The sequence below is a fragment of the Chryseobacterium sp. genome (genome assembly GCF_029240215.1).
Classification (GTDB): Bacteria; Bacteroidota; Bacteroidia; order Flavobacteriales; family Weeksellaceae; genus Chryseobacterium.
The window spans coordinates 66,636-83,820 of sequence record NZ_JARBTK010000007.1 but is presented as its reverse complement, the minus strand read 5'-3'; the positions used below and the strand labels follow the sequence as shown (position 1 = coordinate 83,820).

Sequence of the window (17,185 nt, the reverse complement as noted above, 5' to 3'; positions counted from 1 at the left end):
AAATAGGAATGTTTTTTTCTGAGAATTTCGGGTTGAGATTTAAAATTTAAAGATAATCATCTTTCAAAAAAGTTATTCTTTTACAGGAATCAGCTCCAGTCGATCTTTAGTAATTTTAAAATTATAAAGTCCCTTGAGTGTTTTTGGTTCTTTACAATTTTCAGCCATATCTGCTACACCTTCCGAAATTTCAACCTGGTTGTTATTATATTCACTGTATTTTCCCATCATATGAAAACAGGTATTTCCTGTGCGGTAATTTCTGTCTTCTTCAAATTGCAGAAAATTAATTTTGGGCTGTTCAGAAGGAAATTTGATAGATTTTGCCTTTTTGAAAACCGCACTTCCGTCATCATTTATTTTTTCGACCTGCCATGTAGTTTTTGTGAGTGTATTGCTTTGAGCGTGTAAGGTTGTAACAAATGAAACTGTAACGATGATCAGTGTAAAAATCAGTTTTTTCATATTCAAATATTTTTAGTGATGTTTATTTAATTTTTTAAAATTAATTCAGAAATCAAAAAATAGCCTACTTTTTTTACAAGTAAGCTATTATAAAATTTTAATGTAACTAAGTGATGTTAAACTCCCGGCCAAATTCCTTTGTATTCAGAATTTCCGTAGTTGATCGTTTCTGCACTTACAATAAAGCTGATGAGCATAGAATTCTGATCTACTGCATCGAAGTCCACTTCGTGCTGGATTACATAACCGTTTTCCCAGTTTAGTGTAATTAAAGTTCCTTCTTCGTGAGATTTATTAAATGTAATCTCTCCGGTTGTAGGCTTGTATTTACCATTTAACAAACTTTCCAAGATTTCAGATTTCTCTGTAGCCTCGATGGTAAGCTTAATGATTGCGTTGGAAGGATCAGAAGCTACACGTCCGGAAACGTCTGTAGACCTTGATACGCTGTAATTCAGCTTTAATAATTTTTGCCCTTCGCTACCGTTGAATTTTAAGGTTCCTCTTGAATTGTCTGCCATGATTTTGTAAATTTTAAACAGTTAATATTTTGTGATTTGGTGTTTTATCTATAGCGAAGATAGAGCCAAAGATCTTTTAAAGAAAGTTTTCACACCTTTAATTCATATTTTGTAGTAGAACTACGATTTGGTGTAGTAATTCTACGACTTCTGACTTAAATTGCTGAAAATCCTTTTCAGCAAGCACTTTAAAGATATTCAAATTATATAAAATTCACTTTAATTTGAAAATTTTATGAGAATTTAAGACGAATTGGGAATAATTAGTAAATCAATTTGAAGTTAAATTATAATCTTAAAACAAAAAAAAAACCGCATTGCTGCGGTTCAAATTTTATTATTAATGTTATTAATTTTGTAAATCCCTTAATCTTTCCTGCATCAATTCAGGATCTGAAAGAGCATCAAATCCGATGAATGCAATTGCAAAGATTAAATAAAGTATATAGAGTACGCTCAAGACAATACCAATTATACTTAAAATTCTACCAGTATTCAAATTGTTGTAATCTGAATATAATGTTGGATTTTGCTGGTACAAAGCGTTATCTTTTTTGTACAGTACAAGACCGATTATTCCGGTGATAAGTCCGGGAATACCGTAGCAACAACATGAAACGATTGATACAATTCCTAAAACAAGTACCGCCGTGGCATTAGGTAATTTTTGTTGATTCATAATTTCTGATTTTTTAATGTTTAATATTTTGATTTAAAAAAAATGTTTATAAAAGTAGGAAAATACCATGATTAGTGAGTTAATAATTGCTAAAAATATCAACACCTGCCCATAATTTCTTTTTCTGTCCAGAAAATTTAAGACTACAAAACCAAAAAACAAGAGTAAAGTATACACAGCAGGAAACATATGAAATGCCTCTGCAAACTTCCCCTCAAAAACCAACACAATTGCTCGCTGTGTACCACATCCGAAACATTCTATTCCCAGGAATTTTTTACTCGGACAAGGCAGCATAAAGTCTTCAATCTTCATATATTATTTTGATTTTGATGATGCTAAAATTAAGAAGAAATTTTGGCTCTAAGGTACTGATGCGGAAAAAAACTGTCTTCTTTCATTTCAAATGATCCCTGAACGGCAATGTACGGATTTCTTAAGATTTCTCTTGCTACAAAAATCAAATCGGCATCGCCTTTCTGAAGAATTTCTTCAGCTTGCTCAACTTTAGTAATCAAACCTACTGCTCCGGTTCTTATTTCTGCTTCATTTCTAACCTGCGAAGAAAACGGAACCTGATAACCATCAAAAACAGAAATTTTTGCCCCATGAATATTACCGCCACTTGACACGTCAACCAAGTCTACAGAATGATTTTTCAATTCTTTAGCCAATTTCACACTGTCTTCGATGTTCCAGCCATTTTCGGCATATTCTGTTCCAGAAATTCTTACAAATAACGCAACATTTTCATTCAGTTCTTCATTAACGGCATCAACAATTTCCAATAAAAATCGGATTCGGTTTTCAAAAATTCCTCCATACTCATCGGTTCTAATGTTTGACAACGGCGATAGAAACTGATGAACCAAATATCCATGTGCGCCATGAATTTCAATGACATCAAAACCTGCATCCACCGCTCTTTTGGCTGCGTCTTTGAAATTTTGAACCATATCTTTAATTTCTTCTACCGATAACGCATGGGGAATTCTTTCACTTGGATGATAAGGAATTGGACTTGGAGCAATTGTTTCCCAACCTTCTTCCAAAGAAATCTGTTTATTTTCCCAAGTCGAGCCTTTTCTTCCTGCATGAGCAATCTGAATTCCTATTTTCGAATCTGAATTTTTATGTACGAATTCTACAATTTTCTGAAGTTTCCCGGCTTGTTCGTCATTCCAGATTCCCATACAGTGGTTGGTAATTCTTCCACGAGGTTCAACTCCGGTCGCTTCTACCATAATTAAACCTGTTCCGCCCTGAGCACGACTTCCGTAATGTACAAAGTGGAAATCATTCGCTAACCCATTTTCGCAAGAATACATACACATCGGTGACATTACCCAACGGTTTTTCAGTTCTACATTTCTAAATTTTATCGGAGTATATAGCATTGAATTTAATTTTTAAAAGTTTAAAATTACAAATTTAGTATTGTAACAAAGATATTGCCAGCTTCATCAAAAAGGGCTACATTTATCCCCCTTTTTACGGAAACAAAATGAAAAAAAATATACACATCGGATACGACCACTTCAAAAGCAGCAGCGAACTGAATGAGATTGAGAAAAAGCTTTTTGAAAGAGCAAAAGCGGCGCGCGAAAGTGCGTACGCTCCTTACTCCGATTTTTTGGTAGGATGTGCAGTTTTGCTTGAGAATGGTGAAATTTATTCGGGGAATAATCAGGAAAATGCGGCTTTTCCTTCCGGGCTTTGTGCGGAGAGAACTGCATTATTCTGGATTGGTGCCAATTTTCCGGACCTGAAGATCAAAAAAATATTTATTATCGGCGGACCGAGAAAGTTTTCAGAAAAAACTCCGCCTATTCCTCCTTGCGGAGCTTGTCGACAAAGCTTAATGGAATATGAAACGAAACAGAACGAAAATATTGATGTTTATTTTTCAAATCTGAATGAGGAAACTTTTAAGGTGAATTCAATTAAAGATTTGCTGCCTTTTTATTTTGATTCGACTTTTTTATAGAAATAAATAACATTTTAATTATAAGCTCAATTTCTTTTTCATTCTAGAAATTTAACCTATTTTCATATTGCTGTTGAGATTTCTACGAAATGACAAACTTTGTGGTTAATAAATAGTTTTATTTCAAAAACTGATAAAGATTGCGGTTTTGTCATTTCGCAGAAATCTAAACTGTTTTTAATATTGCGGTTCAGATTCCTTTATATGACAAACTTTGTATTGATAATCACATTCTTTTCAGTCATATTATTACTTTTTCCAGAGTTTTTAGCTTGTTTTGCTTACTAGATTTAAAAACCTATATTTGCAAAAATTTTGGTTTCCAAGGTATTGGAATTAATAGGGAATTGGGCGAAAATCCCAGACTGTCCCCGCAACTGTAAATCGTATCAACATTTTCTACAAAAAGCCACTGCCAACGCGGGAAGGTGTAGCAAAACGAAAGTCAGGAGACCTGCCAACATTTAAACAAATTAGTCATTGCTTTCGGAGGAAAGGCATAAATAATATGGGTATAAAAAGATCTTTAGTCTTCGTTTTCGCCGTATGCAATCTATCTCTATACTTCGGTCAAGAGAAAAGCATTGATACTGTATATATTTTTGACAATCAAATGAATAAGGTTAAACTTTTTCATAAGATTACTACTTTGACTCCCGCTGACATTCAAAAAAATTCATCCAATCTTTCCGAGGTTTTACGTTTTCAATCACCAGTTTATATTAAAGAAAACGGTCGTGGTGCGGTTTCTTCTCCATCATTCAGAGGAACTACAGCGCAACAAACAGCTTTTGTGTGGAACGGAATTAATATCAATTCTCAGTTTTTAGGACAGGGAGATGTGAATAATATTGCACTTTTCGGGTACGATCATATGGAAGTAAAATCAGGTGGCGGAAGTGTTATTTACGGAAGTGGTGCGATTGGAGGAAGCATTCATTTAAATAATGATTTGAACTTCAATCAAGGTTTTAACGGAACATTTAATTCGGAAGTTGCTTCATTCGGAACTTTTAATAATTTTCTAAAAGCTTCTTATAGTAATGAAAAATTTAGTTTTAAAGCTTCGGGAAATTACGTGATCAGCGAAAACGATTATGAAGTTCCGGAAGCACAAAATTATATCAACAGAAACGGAAAGTTCTACAATACTACATACAATATCGGAATTTCCTACAAAATTGCTGACAGACAAAAAATATCGTGGCAAAGTCAGTTTTATGATGCGACGCAGAACTATCCTATTTTTTCTGAAAACGGCAACAGAAGCAAATATGAAGCTCAAACTGTAAGAAGTTTGCTATCGTGGGATATTAATAAAAATAAATTTGCAAACAGTCTTAAAACCGCTTACACTGAAGACAATTTTCAATATTTCGGAATTTATAATGCTCCAAGTACAAGTGGCGGAATCAATAAAAACTATATCGTAAAAAACGACTTCAATTATTTTATCAGTCCGAAATGGAATGTGAATGCAATTGGAGAATTTCAGCAAAATCAGGGAGAAGGACAGGGCGATTCCGGAATTGGAAGAGTGAGCAGAAATGTAGGCTCAATTGCCGGTTTACTGAGATATTTTGCAACATCAAACCTTCGTTTTGAAGCCGGTATAAAAAAAGATTTTGTAGAAGGTTACAGTTCACCCGTTTTATATTCTTTTTCAGGGAAGGGGAAAGTTGCTGACTGGTATAATTTAAATTTAAATCTATCAAAAAACTTCAGGTTTCCTTCATTCAACGACCTTTATTGGACTCCGGGAGGAAATTCTGATTTAAAGCCTGAAACTTCCTATCAGGCAGATATGAATCATGAGTTTATAGTGAAAGATTTTAAACTAAGCATTACACCTTACTTTATGCGAATAACTGATATGATTCGATGGCTTGATACAGGATTAGGCTATTGGGCTCCATTTAATACAAATAAAGTAGAATCTTATGGTTTGGAATCTCAATTAACTTATGAAAAACAGTTTAACAACCATTTTATCAAACTTAACGCAGGATATATTTATACAAAATCAACCAATCTGGAAACTCAAAGGCAACTGACCTACGTTCCGTTGCATAAAGTTTTTATGAATGCAGATTATCAGTATAAATTTCTGAAAGTTTATGCTCAGGGAATGTTCAACGGTTTGACATACACAACAACTGACGAAAGCAGACCAAAAGCATTACAGCCCTACTTCGTGATGAATGCCGGATCTTCTTTTACGATTTTGAAAAAATATACTTTAGGATTTAAGGTCAATAATATTACAGATACTATTTATGAAACAGTAGCGTATTATCCTTTACCGAAAAGAAATTACAGTATCACAGGAACAATAAATTTTTAAAATTAAATATATTATGAAAATAACTAGATTTTTACAGCTTATCTTAGGATTGGTTTTATTATTCAACATCTCGTGTTCTTCTGAATATGAAGAAATGGTAACAAGCCCAACTTATGAAAACGGTTATCTGATTACCAATGAAGGAAACTTTGGAGTACCTAATGCTGACGTAAGTTTTATCACTAAAGATCTGAATTTTGTGCAAAATGACATCTATAAAGCTAATAATGCAAATGAAAACTTAGGTGATGTGCTACAGACTATTGCTTACAGCGGAGATCAGGCTTATCTTTTACTGAACAATTCAAACAAAATTCAGGTAGTAAACCGTTATACATTCAAAAAAACAGGAGAAATTACAAGTCAGCTAGACAATCCTCGTTACATGGCGGTTGCCAATAATATGTTGTATGTTTCTAATGACAGATACAACGGTCCAAAATCTGTAAATATTTATAGGACTTCAGATTTATCTTTCGTGAAAAAAATTAATTTCACAGATACCGTTGAAAGAGTTGTAGTTGCCGGTGGAAATGTTTTTGTGCAAAATTCTACATACAGCTTCGGAAATAAAATCACAAAGATCAACACAACTACAAACGAAATCGAAGGTACTCCGATAGCTCTGCCAAACGGAAATATCAACAAAACAATTGCTTACAATAATAATGTGTATACAATAGCGGAAGGAACTACAGATTCTTACATTTATCAGATCTCTGCAGCCGGAGCAATAGTGAAAACAACTACTCTTACTGGTATTGCAAACGGAACACACCTTCAGATTGATAACGGAAGATTCTTTTTCAGCTCATACAATAAAATTTATTCTATGGACATGAATGCAACCGCAGTTCCTGCAACACCTATCATAACTGCAGTTGATGGAGGACAATATTTTACTTTATACGGATTTTCTGTAGTAGACGGAAGAATTTTCACGTCTGACGTTAAATCATTTACTGAGGCAAGTGAAATGAGCGTTTATACAACTTCAGGAACTTTGATTACAAAATTTAAAACAGGAATGGGATCAACAAGCGTTTATCCAAACTAATTTTTAATTAGATATAGTTCATATATTAAAAAGCCTTGGCGGTTTCTTCGAAACCGCCAAGGCTTTTTAATATTTAAGATAAAAAAATTATAACGTCAATCCCAATTTCTCAGCTTCTGCAATCACAAAACTTCTCGCTTCTTCTTTCTCATTGGCAATCTCGCCTTCAAGAATTGCTTCTTTTACTTTTTCCTTTAAAATTCCGATTTCTCTTCCGGGTTTCAGATTAAACATCTCCATGATCTCTTCTCCTGAAATTGGCGGCTGGAAATTTCTCACCTGATCCTTTTCCTCAACCTCTTTTATTTTTACGGCAACATATTCAAAATTTTTCTTGAATTTCTCCTGTTTTCTTGAGTTTTTGGTTGTAATATCCGCTTTACAAAGTGTAAAAAGATCTTCCATATCTTCTCCGGCATCAAACAATAGTCTTCTTAAAGCCGAATCCGAAGCATCATCGGTGATCAATGCGATCGGACGAGAAGAAAGTTTTACCATTTTCTGAACGTATTTCATATCAGAATTCAAAGGTAATTTCAATTTCTGAAAAATATTTTTTGTCATTTTTGAACCTAAAAACTCATGTCCATGAAAAGTCCAGCCTGTTCCTTCAACAAATTTTTTGGTGGGAGCTTTTCCGATATCGTGAAGCAGTGCAGACCAACGCAGCCAAAGATTGTCTGTATTTTCGGAAATATTGTCAACCACTTCCAAAGTATGGTAAAAATTATCTTTATGGGTTTGTCCTTCCACCTCTTCTACGCCTTTCAGCTCGATCAATTCAGGAATAATCAGTTTCATTAAACCCGTTTCTTCCATTAGTTGAAGACCGACAGAAGGTTTTTTTGAAAGCATGATTTTATTAAATTCAACCATGATTCTTTCCATCGAAACAATTTTAATTCTTTCTACTTCCTGTCTGATTGCATTTAACGAATTTTCTTCTATTTTAAAATTTAAAGTTGAAGCAAAACGCACTGCTCTCATCATTCTCAACGGATCATCGGAATAGGTTTGTGCAGGTTCTAAAGGTGTTCTTAAAATACTTTTCTCCAAGTCGCCAATTCCGTCAAAAGGATCGATCAGTTCTCCAAAATTATCTTTATTTAGAGAAATTGCCATCGCATTGATCGTAAAATCTCTTCTTTTCTGGTCGTCTTCAATCGTTCCACCTTCCACTTCAGGTTTTCTGCTGTCTTCGGTGTAGCTTTCTTTTCTGGCGCCTACAAATTCCAGTTCGAGATCTTTATATCTGATCATCGCTGTTCCATAGGTTTTAAAAACGGAAACTTTCATTTTAGGATCGATTTCCTTACCCACATTTTGGGCAAGTTCGATTCCGCTTTGTTCGGTCACAAAATCAATATCTGTAGAAGCTTCTCTTTTCATCAGAAGATCCCGCACAAATCCGCCAACGATGTATACCGATTGATTATTTGCTGCTGCGACTTCAGAAATTATTTTGAAAAGTTTAAGATTTTTATTTTGATTAAGATTGATGAACATTTTTTAAAAGATGTTAGATATTAGATGTTAGATATTAGATTTACAATCACTTTTGATAATTGTGAAGCTTTATCTAATGTAAAACCACTAAGACACCAGATTTTCAGGTTTAAAGCTAAATTTCCGACTTCTTAATGGTTAAATTATTTTGCAAAGATAATTAATTCTAAACTTTTATTCCCGCAGAACTTTTATTCTGTTGTCACTCCAGATTTTTATAACCGATGAACCAGAATATTTTGAAACTACATCTCTGTTTTCTTCTACTGCATAATCCACCAAATCAATAATTTCAGGCGAAATATCTGAGAATTTTAACGGACTCTTATCTCCACTAAAATTGGCCGAAGTTGAAACTAAAGGCTTATTAAGTTTTGTAATCAGTTTCTTGCAGAAATCATTTTTCACAAGGCGAATTCCGATGCTTCCATCTTCTGCTAGCAACTCTTTAGGCAAACCTTTTGGGTTTTGATACACCAAAGTAACCGGTTTTTCGCTCAGATCCATGATTTCCCAAGCTATTTCCGGAACGTCGACCAAATCCTGCAATCTCTTTTCAGTTTCCACCAAAATGATCATCGATTTATTTTTCTCACGCTTCTTGATGTCAAAAATTTTGTTGATGGCATCTATATTGGTTGCATCACAACCAATTCCCCAGATCGTATCTGTTGGATAAAGGATGGTACCGCCGGATTTTAATATTTGTATGATGTTTTCCATAATTCAATTTAACATTAAAGTTATAGTTGTTTGTTATTCTGAAGGAATCTCAACAAAATAATCATTACTGATTTAGATTCCTTCGGAATGACAAAGATTATGTTGATTATTAATTTGATTAACTATAACATTGGCAAGTATCTCTCTTCTACCACATTCAAATGATGGATATTGTGCCCCACAATCAATTGACAAATCGTTTCCACAGAAATTTCGTTTCCGTTGGCTTTTCCAATATTTTTTAAAACAGAATGATTTAAATTTTCCAATAAAATATAAGAAGATTGTCTTACGAGTTGATATTCCTCCAACAAAGATTCTAAACTTCTCTCTTTTGCAAAAGAATTCGCAGCATAACTTTCTTCATCAAAACCAGGCAATTCAGATTTTTCACCTCTTGCAAAAGCTAAAATTCTATACTGAAAAACTCTTTCGGTATCTGATAAATGAAGCAAAACCTCTTTCAAAGTCCATTTTCCTTCCGCATAAGCGAATTTCGACTGTTCTTCTGTGAGATATGAATATAGAGAAACAGTTTTATCACCAACAAATTTTAATTCTTCCAACCAATTTTCAGATGGAATTAAATCTAAATATCTCTGAATGTATTTTTGAAAATCTGACATATTAATAGTAGTAATAAGTGATTGGTAATGAGTAATTATAAAAATTTACAATTTAACGATTGACAATTATTTATTTGTCCATTCGTAGAAATTCACTTCATCGTACAATTCAAATCCACAACTTGGATAAAGTTTGTTTCCGATGTCGTTTGATTTTCCCGTTTCCAATAAGATTCCACACGCATCTGAACTTTTGCAAACTTCTTTAGCTGCTTCAATCAGTTGTTTTGAAAAACCTTTTCCTCTGTGAGTTTCATTCACAAAAAGATCATTCAATAACCAATATTTTTTCATCCTTGTCGAAGAAAACAAAGGATAAAGCTGAACAAAACCTACTAAAATTCCATCTGTTTCCGCAACATAAATTTCAGAATCCTGTTTTTCAATTCTTTCTTTAAGAAAATTTTCTGCCGAAGGAATATCAGAATTTTTATGATAAAAAACTCTGTACTGATCAAATAATTCGGCTAACTGCTCTTTATCCTCAATTGTAGCTTTTCTAATATTTTTCATAGTAGAATTCTAAAATAAACATCCGCTGAAAACGGATGTTTATGATTTATTATTTTAAGAAAATGCTCTTTCCAGATCTGCGATCAGATCTTCCGCATCTTCGATTCCTACACTTAAACGAACTAAATCATCGGTAATTCCTAATTCTGCACGTTTTTCTGCAGGAATTGAAGCGTGAGTCATCAAAGCAGGATGATTTGCAAGAGATTCTACTCCACCCAAAGATTCTGCTAAAGTAAATACTCTTACTTTTTCTAGAAATTTCACTGCATCTTCTTTTTTACCTGATTTAAAAGTGAAAGAAACCATTCCTCCGAAATCTTTCATCTGAGATTTTGCCAATTCATATTGAGGGTGAGATTCCAATCCGGGATAAATTACCTGAGCAACCGCTGGATGAGACTCAAGATATTTTGCTACCGCCATTCCATTTTCCGAATGTCTTTGAACCCTTAAAGCCAATGTTTTAATTCCTCTCAAAACTAAATAAGAATCGTGTGGACCTAAAATCCCGCCACTCGCAAACTGAATGAAATGAAGTTTTTCTCCCAATTCAACATCTTTTGCGATCAAAGCACCTGCAATAACATCAGAATGACCACCCAAATATTTTGTAGCAGAATGCATTACGATATCTGCTCCCAAATCAATTGGTCTCTGAAGATAAGGTGTCGCAAAAGTATTATCAACCGCAACAAGGATGTCTTTCCCTTTTGCAATTTCTACAACAGCCTTGATGTCAACCAGTTTCATTAAAGGATTGGTTGGTGTTTCAATCCAGATCAGTTTTGTTTTGTCTGTAATTACATCAGCAATTTTTGAAGCATCATCAAAATTCACGAAGGTAAATTTCAACTGATATTTTTCGAAAAGTCTGGTGAACATTCTGTACGTTCCACCATATAAATCGTCAACGGCAACTACCTCATCACCGGGATTTAATAATTTTAAAACACAATCGATTGCCGCCAAACCCGAACCGAAAGCCAGACCTCTCGCCCCGTTTTCGATACTTGCCAAAGAGTCTTCCAAAGCCTGTCTCGTAGGGTTTGCTGCTCTCGAATATTCATATCCTGAATGTACTCCAGGACTTTTTTGTGCAAATGTTGACGTTAAAAAAACAGGTACATTCACAGAACCAGTTGCAGATTCGTGATGCTGTCCTCCGTGTATAACTTTTGTATTAAAATTCATTGTTTTATATTTTAAGTTGGAAGCTGGATGACGGAAGACAGATGTTTCTATAAACTTCCGACATCCAACTTCCATCATCCGACAATTTTTACATTTTTATCGCAGATTTCACTGCAAATTCTTCTGCAACCTGCTCAATCCATGCTGCAACATCATCTTCTCCTGTTGCTCTTTGATAGGTATTTCCCATAGAAACCAAAATCTGATGCATAAACATTTTCATTTGATCAACGGGCATATCTTTCGTCCAAAGATCAATTCTTAAAGCTTCGGATGTTTTTTCGTCCCAAACGGAAATCATTACTGCTTTGGTTTCTTCTTTTTCTACGCCACCATCCGCCGCGTTCCAGGTCATCAGTTCCGGGATGTGATTTTCATCCAGTTCTACATCTATTGTTATTTGAGTCTTTCTCATTTTTTCTATTTTCTAAACTTTATTATTCTTCTAATTTCGGTTTGTAACCCGCTTCATTAAAAATTTGTGTAGCGTCCATTTTCAGGAAATCCAATAATTTTGTTTCCGGCTTCTTTTTAAAATATTCTCTGCAAATCTGCCATCCGGTAAAAATTCCTACCATTGGGGATGAGTTGTTATCAATTTCAGTATAAAATTTCGAGAAAGGACCGGGAGCAATAAAACGCTCTGCTAATCTGTGATCATCCCCGAAAATCAGATTATTCTCAACGAAGTAGTTATAAATATTGGCTTCATTGGCAGATGACCAATCGTATTGTGCTTTTGTGTAATCCATTTTAAGGTAATCAGGAGTTTCAGGTAAAAAGGCATCCTGCAAAATCATAATTTTACCATTATAAACCATTAAATCAATGAATTTCTGGCTGTCTCCTTTGTAGGGAACGATATTTTCAGCAAACATTCTTGACACTTTCGGGACGATATTACTTGGATTCATCGATTTTTGAAAATACATTTCCAGCCCTTTGTAATTGGCATTTTTATCTCCCATGAATCCTGAAATATCTATGAACAGAAAATTGGTTTCTTCGTCATAAAGCAGAGGATCCTGAATCATCTGTAAAGCCGATGAAAAAAGGAAAACTTTTGGGCTTTTAAACTTTGGAAAATAAAATTTAATGTGAGAAAACAGATCCTGAAGTTCATTCTGCAATTTTTTCTGATCAATTTTTCCGATGGCTTCTTTATAGATTTTTATCTCTTGTGCATTAGCTCTTCTTTTCCCAAAATCTTCATCAGGAACAGTCCCCTGAAACCATGGGAACTTTGCGGTAAACTGCTCCAAAGGAATATTCTGATCGTAAAATTCTTTTGATATATCGGTCATCTCTACCTTTTCGGCAGGATTTTTTATTTCGACTTTCCATTCAGTTTCTTGTTCTTTTTTACAAGAATTCAAACTTAAAACTAAAAGGCATGAAAGTGCTGCAATTCTAAAAATCTTCATTATTTTTACATGAAATTTAAGTTTACAAAAATAAGGATATAAATACAAACTCTCGCTGAAAAAGGAATATTTTGTAGTTTTAAACCTGTTTTTCAGATTAAAATAAAAGCTTAAAAAATCACTCATGAAACTGGAAACTGAAAGACTTATTCTCAGAAAGTTAGAAAAAAGCGATGCAGAACGCATGTTTCTCCTCGATTCCAATCCTGATGTGATGAAGTATATTGGCATTTCTCCTCTTTTAAAACTTGAGGAATCAGAAAAAGTCATTCAAATGATTCAACAGCAATATCAAGATAACGGATTAGGAAGATTGGCAGTTATCGAAAAAGAAACCGGACTTTTAATCGGCTGGAGCGGACTCAAACTGTATACTGCAAAAATCAACGATTACCAAAATTTTTATGAGTTAGGCTACAGATTCCTTCCTGAAAGCTGGGGAAAAGGCTATGCCTTTGAATCCGCAAAAGCTTCATTAAATTTTGGATTCAATGATCTCAATGCGGAAATTATTTATGCATATGCTCATGCTGAAAATGGAGCTTCCAATAAAGTTTTAAACAGATTAGGTTTCGAAAAAACAGGCGAATTTACCGAACCGGACGGAATATGTTTTTGGTACGAATTAAAAAAAGAAAATTTTAAATTATAAAAAAGAAATAAACAATGCAGACAAAAAAAGTGATCGATCATATTGTCAACTGGCTGAAAGATTATGCTGTAAAAGCAAATGTAAAAGGTTATGTAATCGGAGTTTCCGGGGGTGTAGATTCTGGAGTGGTTTCTACACTTTGTGCAATGACGGGACTTGAAGTTTTACTTCTTGAAATGCCGATTCGCCAAAAAGAAGATCAGGTCAACCGTGCGCAGGATCACATTGAAGATTTAAAGAAAAAATTTCCAAATGTTCAGGGAAAAACCATCAATCTGACTCCTGTTTTTGAAAGTTTTGAAAATGCGGTTCAAGATCATGTGGAGGGAAGATGGAGCAATAATCTTGCGTTGGCAAATACAAGATCGCGTTTCAGAATGTTGAATCTTTATTATTTCGGACAGCTTCACGGGCTTTTAGTTTGTGGAACAGGAAATAAAGTGGAAGATTTCGGGATTGGTTTTTATACAAAATATGGCGATGGCGGTGTAGACGTTTCGCCGATCGCTGATCTTTATAAAACTGAAATTTACCAATTGGCAAAAGATTTAGATCTTATCGAAAGCATCCAAAATGCAATTCCTACAGATGGACTTTGGGATGCGGAAAGAACTGATGAAGATCAAATTGGCGCAACGTATCCGGAACTGGAAAAAATCCAGAAAGAATACGGTACAAAATCGGCAGAAGATTATGAAGGAAGAGATAAAGAAGTATTTTTGATTTTTGACAGAATGCACAAAGCAGCTCAACATAAAATGGTTCCTATTCCGATTTGTGATATTCCTGAAGAGTGGAGAGAATAACGGGAATTTTGTTTTGCAAGTGAATAGTTAATGGTGAATTTTATAATTTTCCATTATTAAATTTTTTATAATATTTTTTATGAATAGTAAAATTCGTTCGTTATTTTTTGCTTGTCTCGGACTTCTTTTCGGGATGTCTGTGATGTATGTCTACAATAATTTTATTGCGGAAAAAAAAGAACAGCCCAAAAGTAAAAAAGTCAGTCAAAAGATTGGAAACAATCATTCTATTGATGAATTGACAGCTGAAAAAACAGTTATTGATTATGTAAAAGCAAATCACAGGCTTCCGGATTTTTATTTAACAAAAAACGAAGCCAAAAAACACGGTTGGAATCCTTCTCAGGGAAATCTCTGTGAAGTTTTACCCGGAAAAGCAATTGGCGGAGATCATTTCAGTAATCGTGAAAAACAGCTTCCAATCGGAATGCAATATTTTGAAGCAGACGTAAATTACAATTGCGGAAACCGAAATGCAGACAGAATTATTTTCACGAAAAATGGTGACGTTTATTTAACCAAAAACCATTATAAAAGTTTTGAAAAGCAGTAGCTCTACTTTTAATAAGAAATAAATTATAAAACTATGAATACAATATACATCGACTTCACAAACCTCGGAGATTACGAGGATTTTTATGCGCAGTTAAAAGAAAAAATCAAACTTCCGGATCATTTCGGAGATAATCTCGATGCCCTTTCCGATGTTATTTCGGGTGAACTTGAAATGCCACTTCATCTTGAATTCGTAAATATGAGTGTTGATCAGCTTGAGATTTTCGAAGACCTTCTGACCACTTTAGAAGATGCTGAAGATGAAGTGGAAGATTTCACTTTTACTTATTTTCTGGAGCAGTTTGAAGATGAGGAAGAAATCGAAGAAGAATAATTTTTAAATCCAAAAAAATAAATGCCGCAAAAATCTATTTTTGCGGCATTTTATGTTTTAATAAATAATTTTATTTACCTAAAACTTCAGTAATTGGATTTCCTATATTTCCACTTGGAAACTGAATGTGCAATAATGCAGAAACTGTTGGCGCAATATCAGTCATGTTATATGGCTTATTGCTCTCACCGTGTTTAATTCCCCACCCCATAAAAATCAAAGGAATATGAGCATCGTAAGAATTCCAGACACTGTGTGTCGTTCCGGTTTTAGCGTAAGCAGGGAGCATAGAATCGTGTGAAATTAATTGAATATCACCACTTCTCTGTCTGTTGATCCCGTTAATGATTCTTTGCTTAATCGGTTCAGGAATTGAAGATTCCTGTATTTTTGTTGTAGAAACCGCATATAAAACAGTCGGATCTTTCTCCAACTCCTGAATTGCAAATTCTTTGATACTTTCTAATTCAAGCTTGTTATCTTTGATTAATTTTCTATCGAAATAGACTTGATAATTATCGACTCCGTTGATTAATTTATCAACACCAAATTTATCTTTTAATTTTTCGTTTAAATCTTTTTCCATTCCTTCCCCGAAAAATCCTGTTGAGATTTTATGCTCCTTCAAAAAGCCAACAGAATGCGCTCCACCATGATCGGCAGAAAGAAAAACAGTATATTGACCTTTCCCGACTTTTAAATCCAGATAGCTGAAAAACTGAGCCAGATCCTGATCTAATCTTAAATAAACATCTTCCACTTCGATGGAATTAGGACCAAATTTATGTCCTGCATAATCTGTTGATGCCAAATTGATCGCCAAAATATCTGTGATATTATCCTGACCCAAATTTTCACCTTCTACAGAAGCTTCAGCCAATTTTAATGTTAAAGTATTTCCGAAAGGTGTATAACGAATATTGTCTTTTTTAGCCTGATAATCTGCCTGCAAGTTGCTGTACGGAAAAGTTGGTGTTTTTGCACTTCCCAAAAGTCCTTCCCACGAAGAATTGTCGGGCGAACTTTCTGTGTACTGATTAATCGGAAGTAAAGTATTCCATCCATTTGCCACTAATTGATCCGGAAGATTCTGAGCATTGAAAGACTTCATCCATTGCGGCAAATCATTCATGTAATAAGAACTCGTGACAAAATTTCCCGAAGAATCATCAAACCAAAATGCTCCGTTTGGTGTGTGACCGGCAGGAAGAATTGAAGCTCTGTCTTTTAGAGAAACCCCAATAACCTTTCCCTGAAAGTTGGTAGCCAATCGCAATTCATCAGTTACCGTGGTAGACCATAGATTTTTTGGTGAATGGCTTCCCACTTTTGCATTGGCAGTTCCGACTGGCTGCACGTTTTCGTCTGTAGTACAGTATACATTTTTACCTGTTTCTTTATCTGTCCAGTCATTTCCTGCGATACCGTGAATCGCAGGAACAGAGCCCGTATAAATTGAGGTATGTCCCAAAGCTGTAACCGTCGGAACATAATTTATATGAACATTATCTAACGAATATCCCTTATTGAGAAGCCTTTTGAAACCATTATTTCCAAATTTGCTGTAAAAACGGTAAAGATAATCCCAACGCATTTGGTCTACAACCAAACCAACGACCAGTTTTGGTCTCTCTACCGGAGAGTTTTTATTTCTTTGTGCATTGATTGTAATCACCGACATAAAACAAGCTGCAGCAATCGTAATTTTCTTAAGCATTGAATAACTTTTTTGTGATCACAAATTTAAGGGTTTTGAAAGTCTTGGAATGTGAAATTTTATTTAAATTTAAACCTTTGTA

Annotated in this window: 20 protein-coding genes and 1 riboswitch; of the genes, 7 read left to right on the top strand and 13 right to left on the bottom strand. The window is 34.4% G+C overall.

Annotated features, from left to right (window positions below; all coding sequences use genetic code 11):
- Positions 1-72 precede the first annotated feature (72 nt).
- The 5 genes from K0R77_RS13890 to namA all read right to left on the bottom strand — a co-directional run bounded on the left by K0R77_RS13890 (position 73) and on the right by namA (position 3,062).
- Positions 73-465 carry a hypothetical protein gene (locus K0R77_RS13890; RefSeq protein ID WP_300353516.1) on the bottom strand — a complete coding sequence of 131 codons (393 nt, stop codon included), beginning with the start codon at positions 463-465 and terminating at the stop codon, positions 73-75.
- A gap of 116 nt (positions 466-581) precedes the next feature.
- Positions 582-986 (bottom strand): type VI secretion system tube protein TssD, encoded by a 405-nt coding sequence (gene tssD / locus K0R77_RS13885; protein WP_300353513.1) that lies wholly within the window; start codon positions 984-986, stop codon positions 582-584.
- Between the two features lie 349 nt (positions 987-1,335).
- Complete coding sequence (locus K0R77_RS13880; RefSeq protein WP_300353510.1) at positions 1,336-1,665, bottom strand: CCC motif membrane protein; 330 nt, start codon at positions 1,663-1,665, stop codon at positions 1,336-1,338.
- A gap of 33 nt (positions 1,666-1,698) precedes the next feature.
- Positions 1,699-1,980 carry a DUF2752 domain-containing protein gene (locus tag K0R77_RS13875; RefSeq protein WP_300353508.1) on the bottom strand — a complete coding sequence of 94 codons (282 nt, stop codon included), beginning with the start codon at positions 1,978-1,980 and terminating at the stop codon, positions 1,699-1,701.
- A gap of 29 nt (positions 1,981-2,009) precedes the next feature.
- A complete protein-coding gene (namA, locus tag K0R77_RS13870; RefSeq protein WP_300353506.1) occupies positions 2,010-3,062 on the bottom strand; it encodes an NADPH dehydrogenase NamA in 1,053 nt (350 codons plus the stop codon).
- Between the two features lie 107 nt (positions 3,063-3,169).
- Between namA and K0R77_RS13865 the strand changes: the two genes are divergently transcribed.
- From K0R77_RS13865 to K0R77_RS13855, 3 genes are all read left to right on the top strand, one after another.
- A complete protein-coding gene (locus tag K0R77_RS13865; RefSeq protein ID WP_300353503.1) occupies positions 3,170-3,652 on the top strand; it encodes a cytidine deaminase in 483 nt (160 codons plus the stop codon).
- Positions 3,653-3,951: 299 nt separating this feature from the next.
- Positions 3,952-4,129: riboswitch (cobalamin riboswitch) on the top strand.
- Between the two features lie 136 nt (positions 4,130-4,265).
- Positions 4,266-5,996, top strand: a complete 1,731-nt coding sequence (locus K0R77_RS13860) for a TonB-dependent siderophore receptor (RefSeq protein WP_300353500.1) — start codon at positions 4,266-4,268, stop codon at positions 5,994-5,996.
- Between the two features lie 13 nt (positions 5,997-6,009).
- Positions 6,010-7,053 carry a DUF5074 domain-containing protein gene (locus K0R77_RS13855; RefSeq protein ID WP_300353497.1) on the top strand — a complete coding sequence of 348 codons (1,044 nt, stop codon included), beginning with the start codon at positions 6,010-6,012 and terminating at the stop codon, positions 7,051-7,053.
- Positions 7,054-7,140: 87 nt separating this feature from the next.
- Here the strand turns inward: K0R77_RS13855 and K0R77_RS13850 are convergent, their stop codons facing one another.
- The 7 genes from K0R77_RS13850 to K0R77_RS13820 all read right to left on the bottom strand — a co-directional run bounded on the left by K0R77_RS13850 (position 7,141) and on the right by K0R77_RS13820 (position 13,039).
- Complete coding sequence (locus K0R77_RS13850) at positions 7,141-8,559, bottom strand: HD domain-containing protein (protein ID WP_300353494.1); 1,419 nt, start codon at positions 8,557-8,559, stop codon at positions 7,141-7,143.
- A 174-nt stretch (positions 8,560-8,733) separates the two neighbouring features.
- A complete protein-coding gene (locus K0R77_RS13845; RefSeq protein ID WP_300353491.1) occupies positions 8,734-9,282 on the bottom strand; it encodes an L-threonylcarbamoyladenylate synthase in 549 nt (182 codons plus the stop codon).
- Between the two features lie 122 nt (positions 9,283-9,404).
- Positions 9,405-9,908 (bottom strand): DinB family protein, encoded by a 504-nt coding sequence (locus K0R77_RS13840; RefSeq protein WP_300353488.1) that lies wholly within the window; start codon positions 9,906-9,908, stop codon positions 9,405-9,407.
- Between the two features lie 66 nt (positions 9,909-9,974).
- Positions 9,975-10,421: a GNAT family N-acetyltransferase gene (locus K0R77_RS13835; protein ID WP_300353485.1), complete on the bottom strand. Its 447-nt coding sequence runs from the start codon at positions 10,419-10,421 to the stop codon at positions 9,975-9,977.
- Between the two features lie 54 nt (positions 10,422-10,475).
- Entirely contained in the window at positions 10,476-11,615 is a 1,140-nt protein-coding gene (locus K0R77_RS13830) for a cystathionine gamma-synthase (RefSeq protein ID WP_300353482.1), read from the bottom strand.
- An 88-nt stretch (positions 11,616-11,703) separates the two neighbouring features.
- Entirely contained in the window at positions 11,704-12,030 is a 327-nt protein-coding gene (gldC, locus tag K0R77_RS13825) for a gliding motility protein GldC (RefSeq protein WP_300353479.1), read from the bottom strand.
- Positions 12,031-12,052: 22 nt separating this feature from the next.
- Complete coding sequence (locus tag K0R77_RS13820) at positions 12,053-13,039, bottom strand: gliding motility protein GldB (RefSeq protein WP_300353476.1); 987 nt, start codon at positions 13,037-13,039, stop codon at positions 12,053-12,055.
- A gap of 124 nt (positions 13,040-13,163) precedes the next feature.
- On the opposite strand from K0R77_RS13820, the gene K0R77_RS13815 reads away from it, so the two are divergent.
- From K0R77_RS13815 to K0R77_RS13800, 4 genes are all read left to right on the top strand, one after another.
- On the top strand, positions 13,164-13,691 hold the full coding sequence (locus K0R77_RS13815) for a GNAT family N-acetyltransferase (protein ID WP_300353473.1): 528 nt from the start codon (positions 13,164-13,166) through the stop codon (positions 13,689-13,691).
- Positions 13,692-13,705: 14 nt separating this feature from the next.
- Positions 13,706-14,497: an NAD(+) synthase gene (gene nadE, locus K0R77_RS13810; protein ID WP_300353470.1), complete on the top strand. Its 792-nt coding sequence runs from the start codon at positions 13,706-13,708 to the stop codon at positions 14,495-14,497.
- A gap of 79 nt (positions 14,498-14,576) precedes the next feature.
- Entirely contained in the window at positions 14,577-15,050 is a 474-nt protein-coding gene (locus K0R77_RS13805; protein ID WP_300353468.1) for a ribonuclease domain-containing protein, read from the top strand.
- Between the two features lie 33 nt (positions 15,051-15,083).
- Positions 15,084-15,386, top strand: a complete 303-nt coding sequence (locus K0R77_RS13800) for a barstar family protein (RefSeq protein ID WP_300353465.1) — start codon at positions 15,084-15,086, stop codon at positions 15,384-15,386.
- A gap of 70 nt (positions 15,387-15,456) precedes the next feature.
- On the opposite strand, the gene pafA is transcribed toward K0R77_RS13800, so the two are convergent.
- On the bottom strand, positions 15,457-17,103 hold the full coding sequence (gene pafA / locus K0R77_RS13795) for an alkaline phosphatase PafA (protein ID WP_300353461.1): 1,647 nt from the start codon (positions 17,101-17,103) through the stop codon (positions 15,457-15,459).
- Positions 17,104-17,185 lie beyond the last annotated feature (82 nt).

Excerpts from the sequence above, each read along its gene's own strand:
- K0R77_RS13805 (WP_300353468.1), top strand. The coding sequence starts at position 14,577 with ATGAATAGTAAAATTCGTTCGTTATTTTTTGCTTGTCTCGGACTTCTT.
- gldC (WP_300353479.1), bottom strand. The coding sequence starts at position 12,030 with ATGAGAAAGACTCAAATAACAATAGATGTAGAACTGGATGAAAATCAC.
- K0R77_RS13880 (WP_300353510.1), bottom strand. The coding sequence starts at position 1,665 with ATGAATCAACAAAAATTACCTAATGCCACGGCGGTACTTGTTTTAGGA.
- K0R77_RS13855 (WP_300353497.1), top strand. The coding sequence starts at position 6,010 with ATGAAAATAACTAGATTTTTACAGCTTATCTTAGGATTGGTTTTATTA.
- pafA (WP_300353461.1), bottom strand. The coding sequence starts at position 17,103 with ATGCTTAAGAAAATTACGATTGCTGCAGCTTGTTTTATGTCGGTGATT.
- K0R77_RS13820 (WP_300353476.1), bottom strand. The coding sequence starts at position 13,039 with ATGAAGATTTTTAGAATTGCAGCACTTTCATGCCTTTTAGTTTTAAGT.
- K0R77_RS13815 (WP_300353473.1), top strand. The coding sequence starts at position 13,164 with ATGAAACTGGAAACTGAAAGACTTATTCTCAGAAAGTTAGAAAAAAGC.
- K0R77_RS13850 (WP_300353494.1), bottom strand. The coding sequence starts at position 8,559 with ATGTTCATCAATCTTAATCAAAATAAAAATCTTAAACTTTTCAAAATA.
- K0R77_RS13835 (WP_300353485.1), bottom strand. The coding sequence starts at position 10,421 with ATGAAAAATATTAGAAAAGCTACAATTGAGGATAAAGAGCAGTTAGCC.
- nadE (WP_300353470.1), top strand. The coding sequence starts at position 13,706 with ATGCAGACAAAAAAAGTGATCGATCATATTGTCAACTGGCTGAAAGAT.
- K0R77_RS13865 (WP_300353503.1), top strand. The coding sequence starts at position 3,170 with ATGAAAAAAAATATACACATCGGATACGACCACTTCAAAAGCAGCAGC.
- tssD (WP_300353513.1), bottom strand. The coding sequence starts at position 986 with ATGGCAGACAATTCAAGAGGAACCTTAAAATTCAACGGTAGCGAAGGG.
- K0R77_RS13875 (WP_300353508.1), bottom strand. The coding sequence starts at position 1,980 with ATGAAGATTGAAGACTTTATGCTGCCTTGTCCGAGTAAAAAATTCCTG.
- K0R77_RS13800 (WP_300353465.1), top strand. The coding sequence starts at position 15,084 with ATGAATACAATATACATCGACTTCACAAACCTCGGAGATTACGAGGAT.
- K0R77_RS13830 (WP_300353482.1), bottom strand. The coding sequence starts at position 11,615 with ATGAATTTTAATACAAAAGTTATACACGGAGGACAGCATCACGAATCT.
- K0R77_RS13840 (WP_300353488.1), bottom strand. The coding sequence starts at position 9,908 with ATGTCAGATTTTCAAAAATACATTCAGAGATATTTAGATTTAATTCCA.
- namA (WP_300353506.1), bottom strand. The coding sequence starts at position 3,062 with ATGCTATATACTCCGATAAAATTTAGAAATGTAGAACTGAAAAACCGT.
- K0R77_RS13890 (WP_300353516.1), bottom strand. The coding sequence starts at position 465 with ATGAAAAAACTGATTTTTACACTGATCATCGTTACAGTTTCATTTGTT.
- K0R77_RS13845 (WP_300353491.1), bottom strand. The coding sequence starts at position 9,282 with ATGGAAAACATCATACAAATATTAAAATCCGGCGGTACCATCCTTTAT.
- K0R77_RS13860 (WP_300353500.1), top strand. The coding sequence starts at position 4,266 with ATGAATAAGGTTAAACTTTTTCATAAGATTACTACTTTGACTCCCGCT.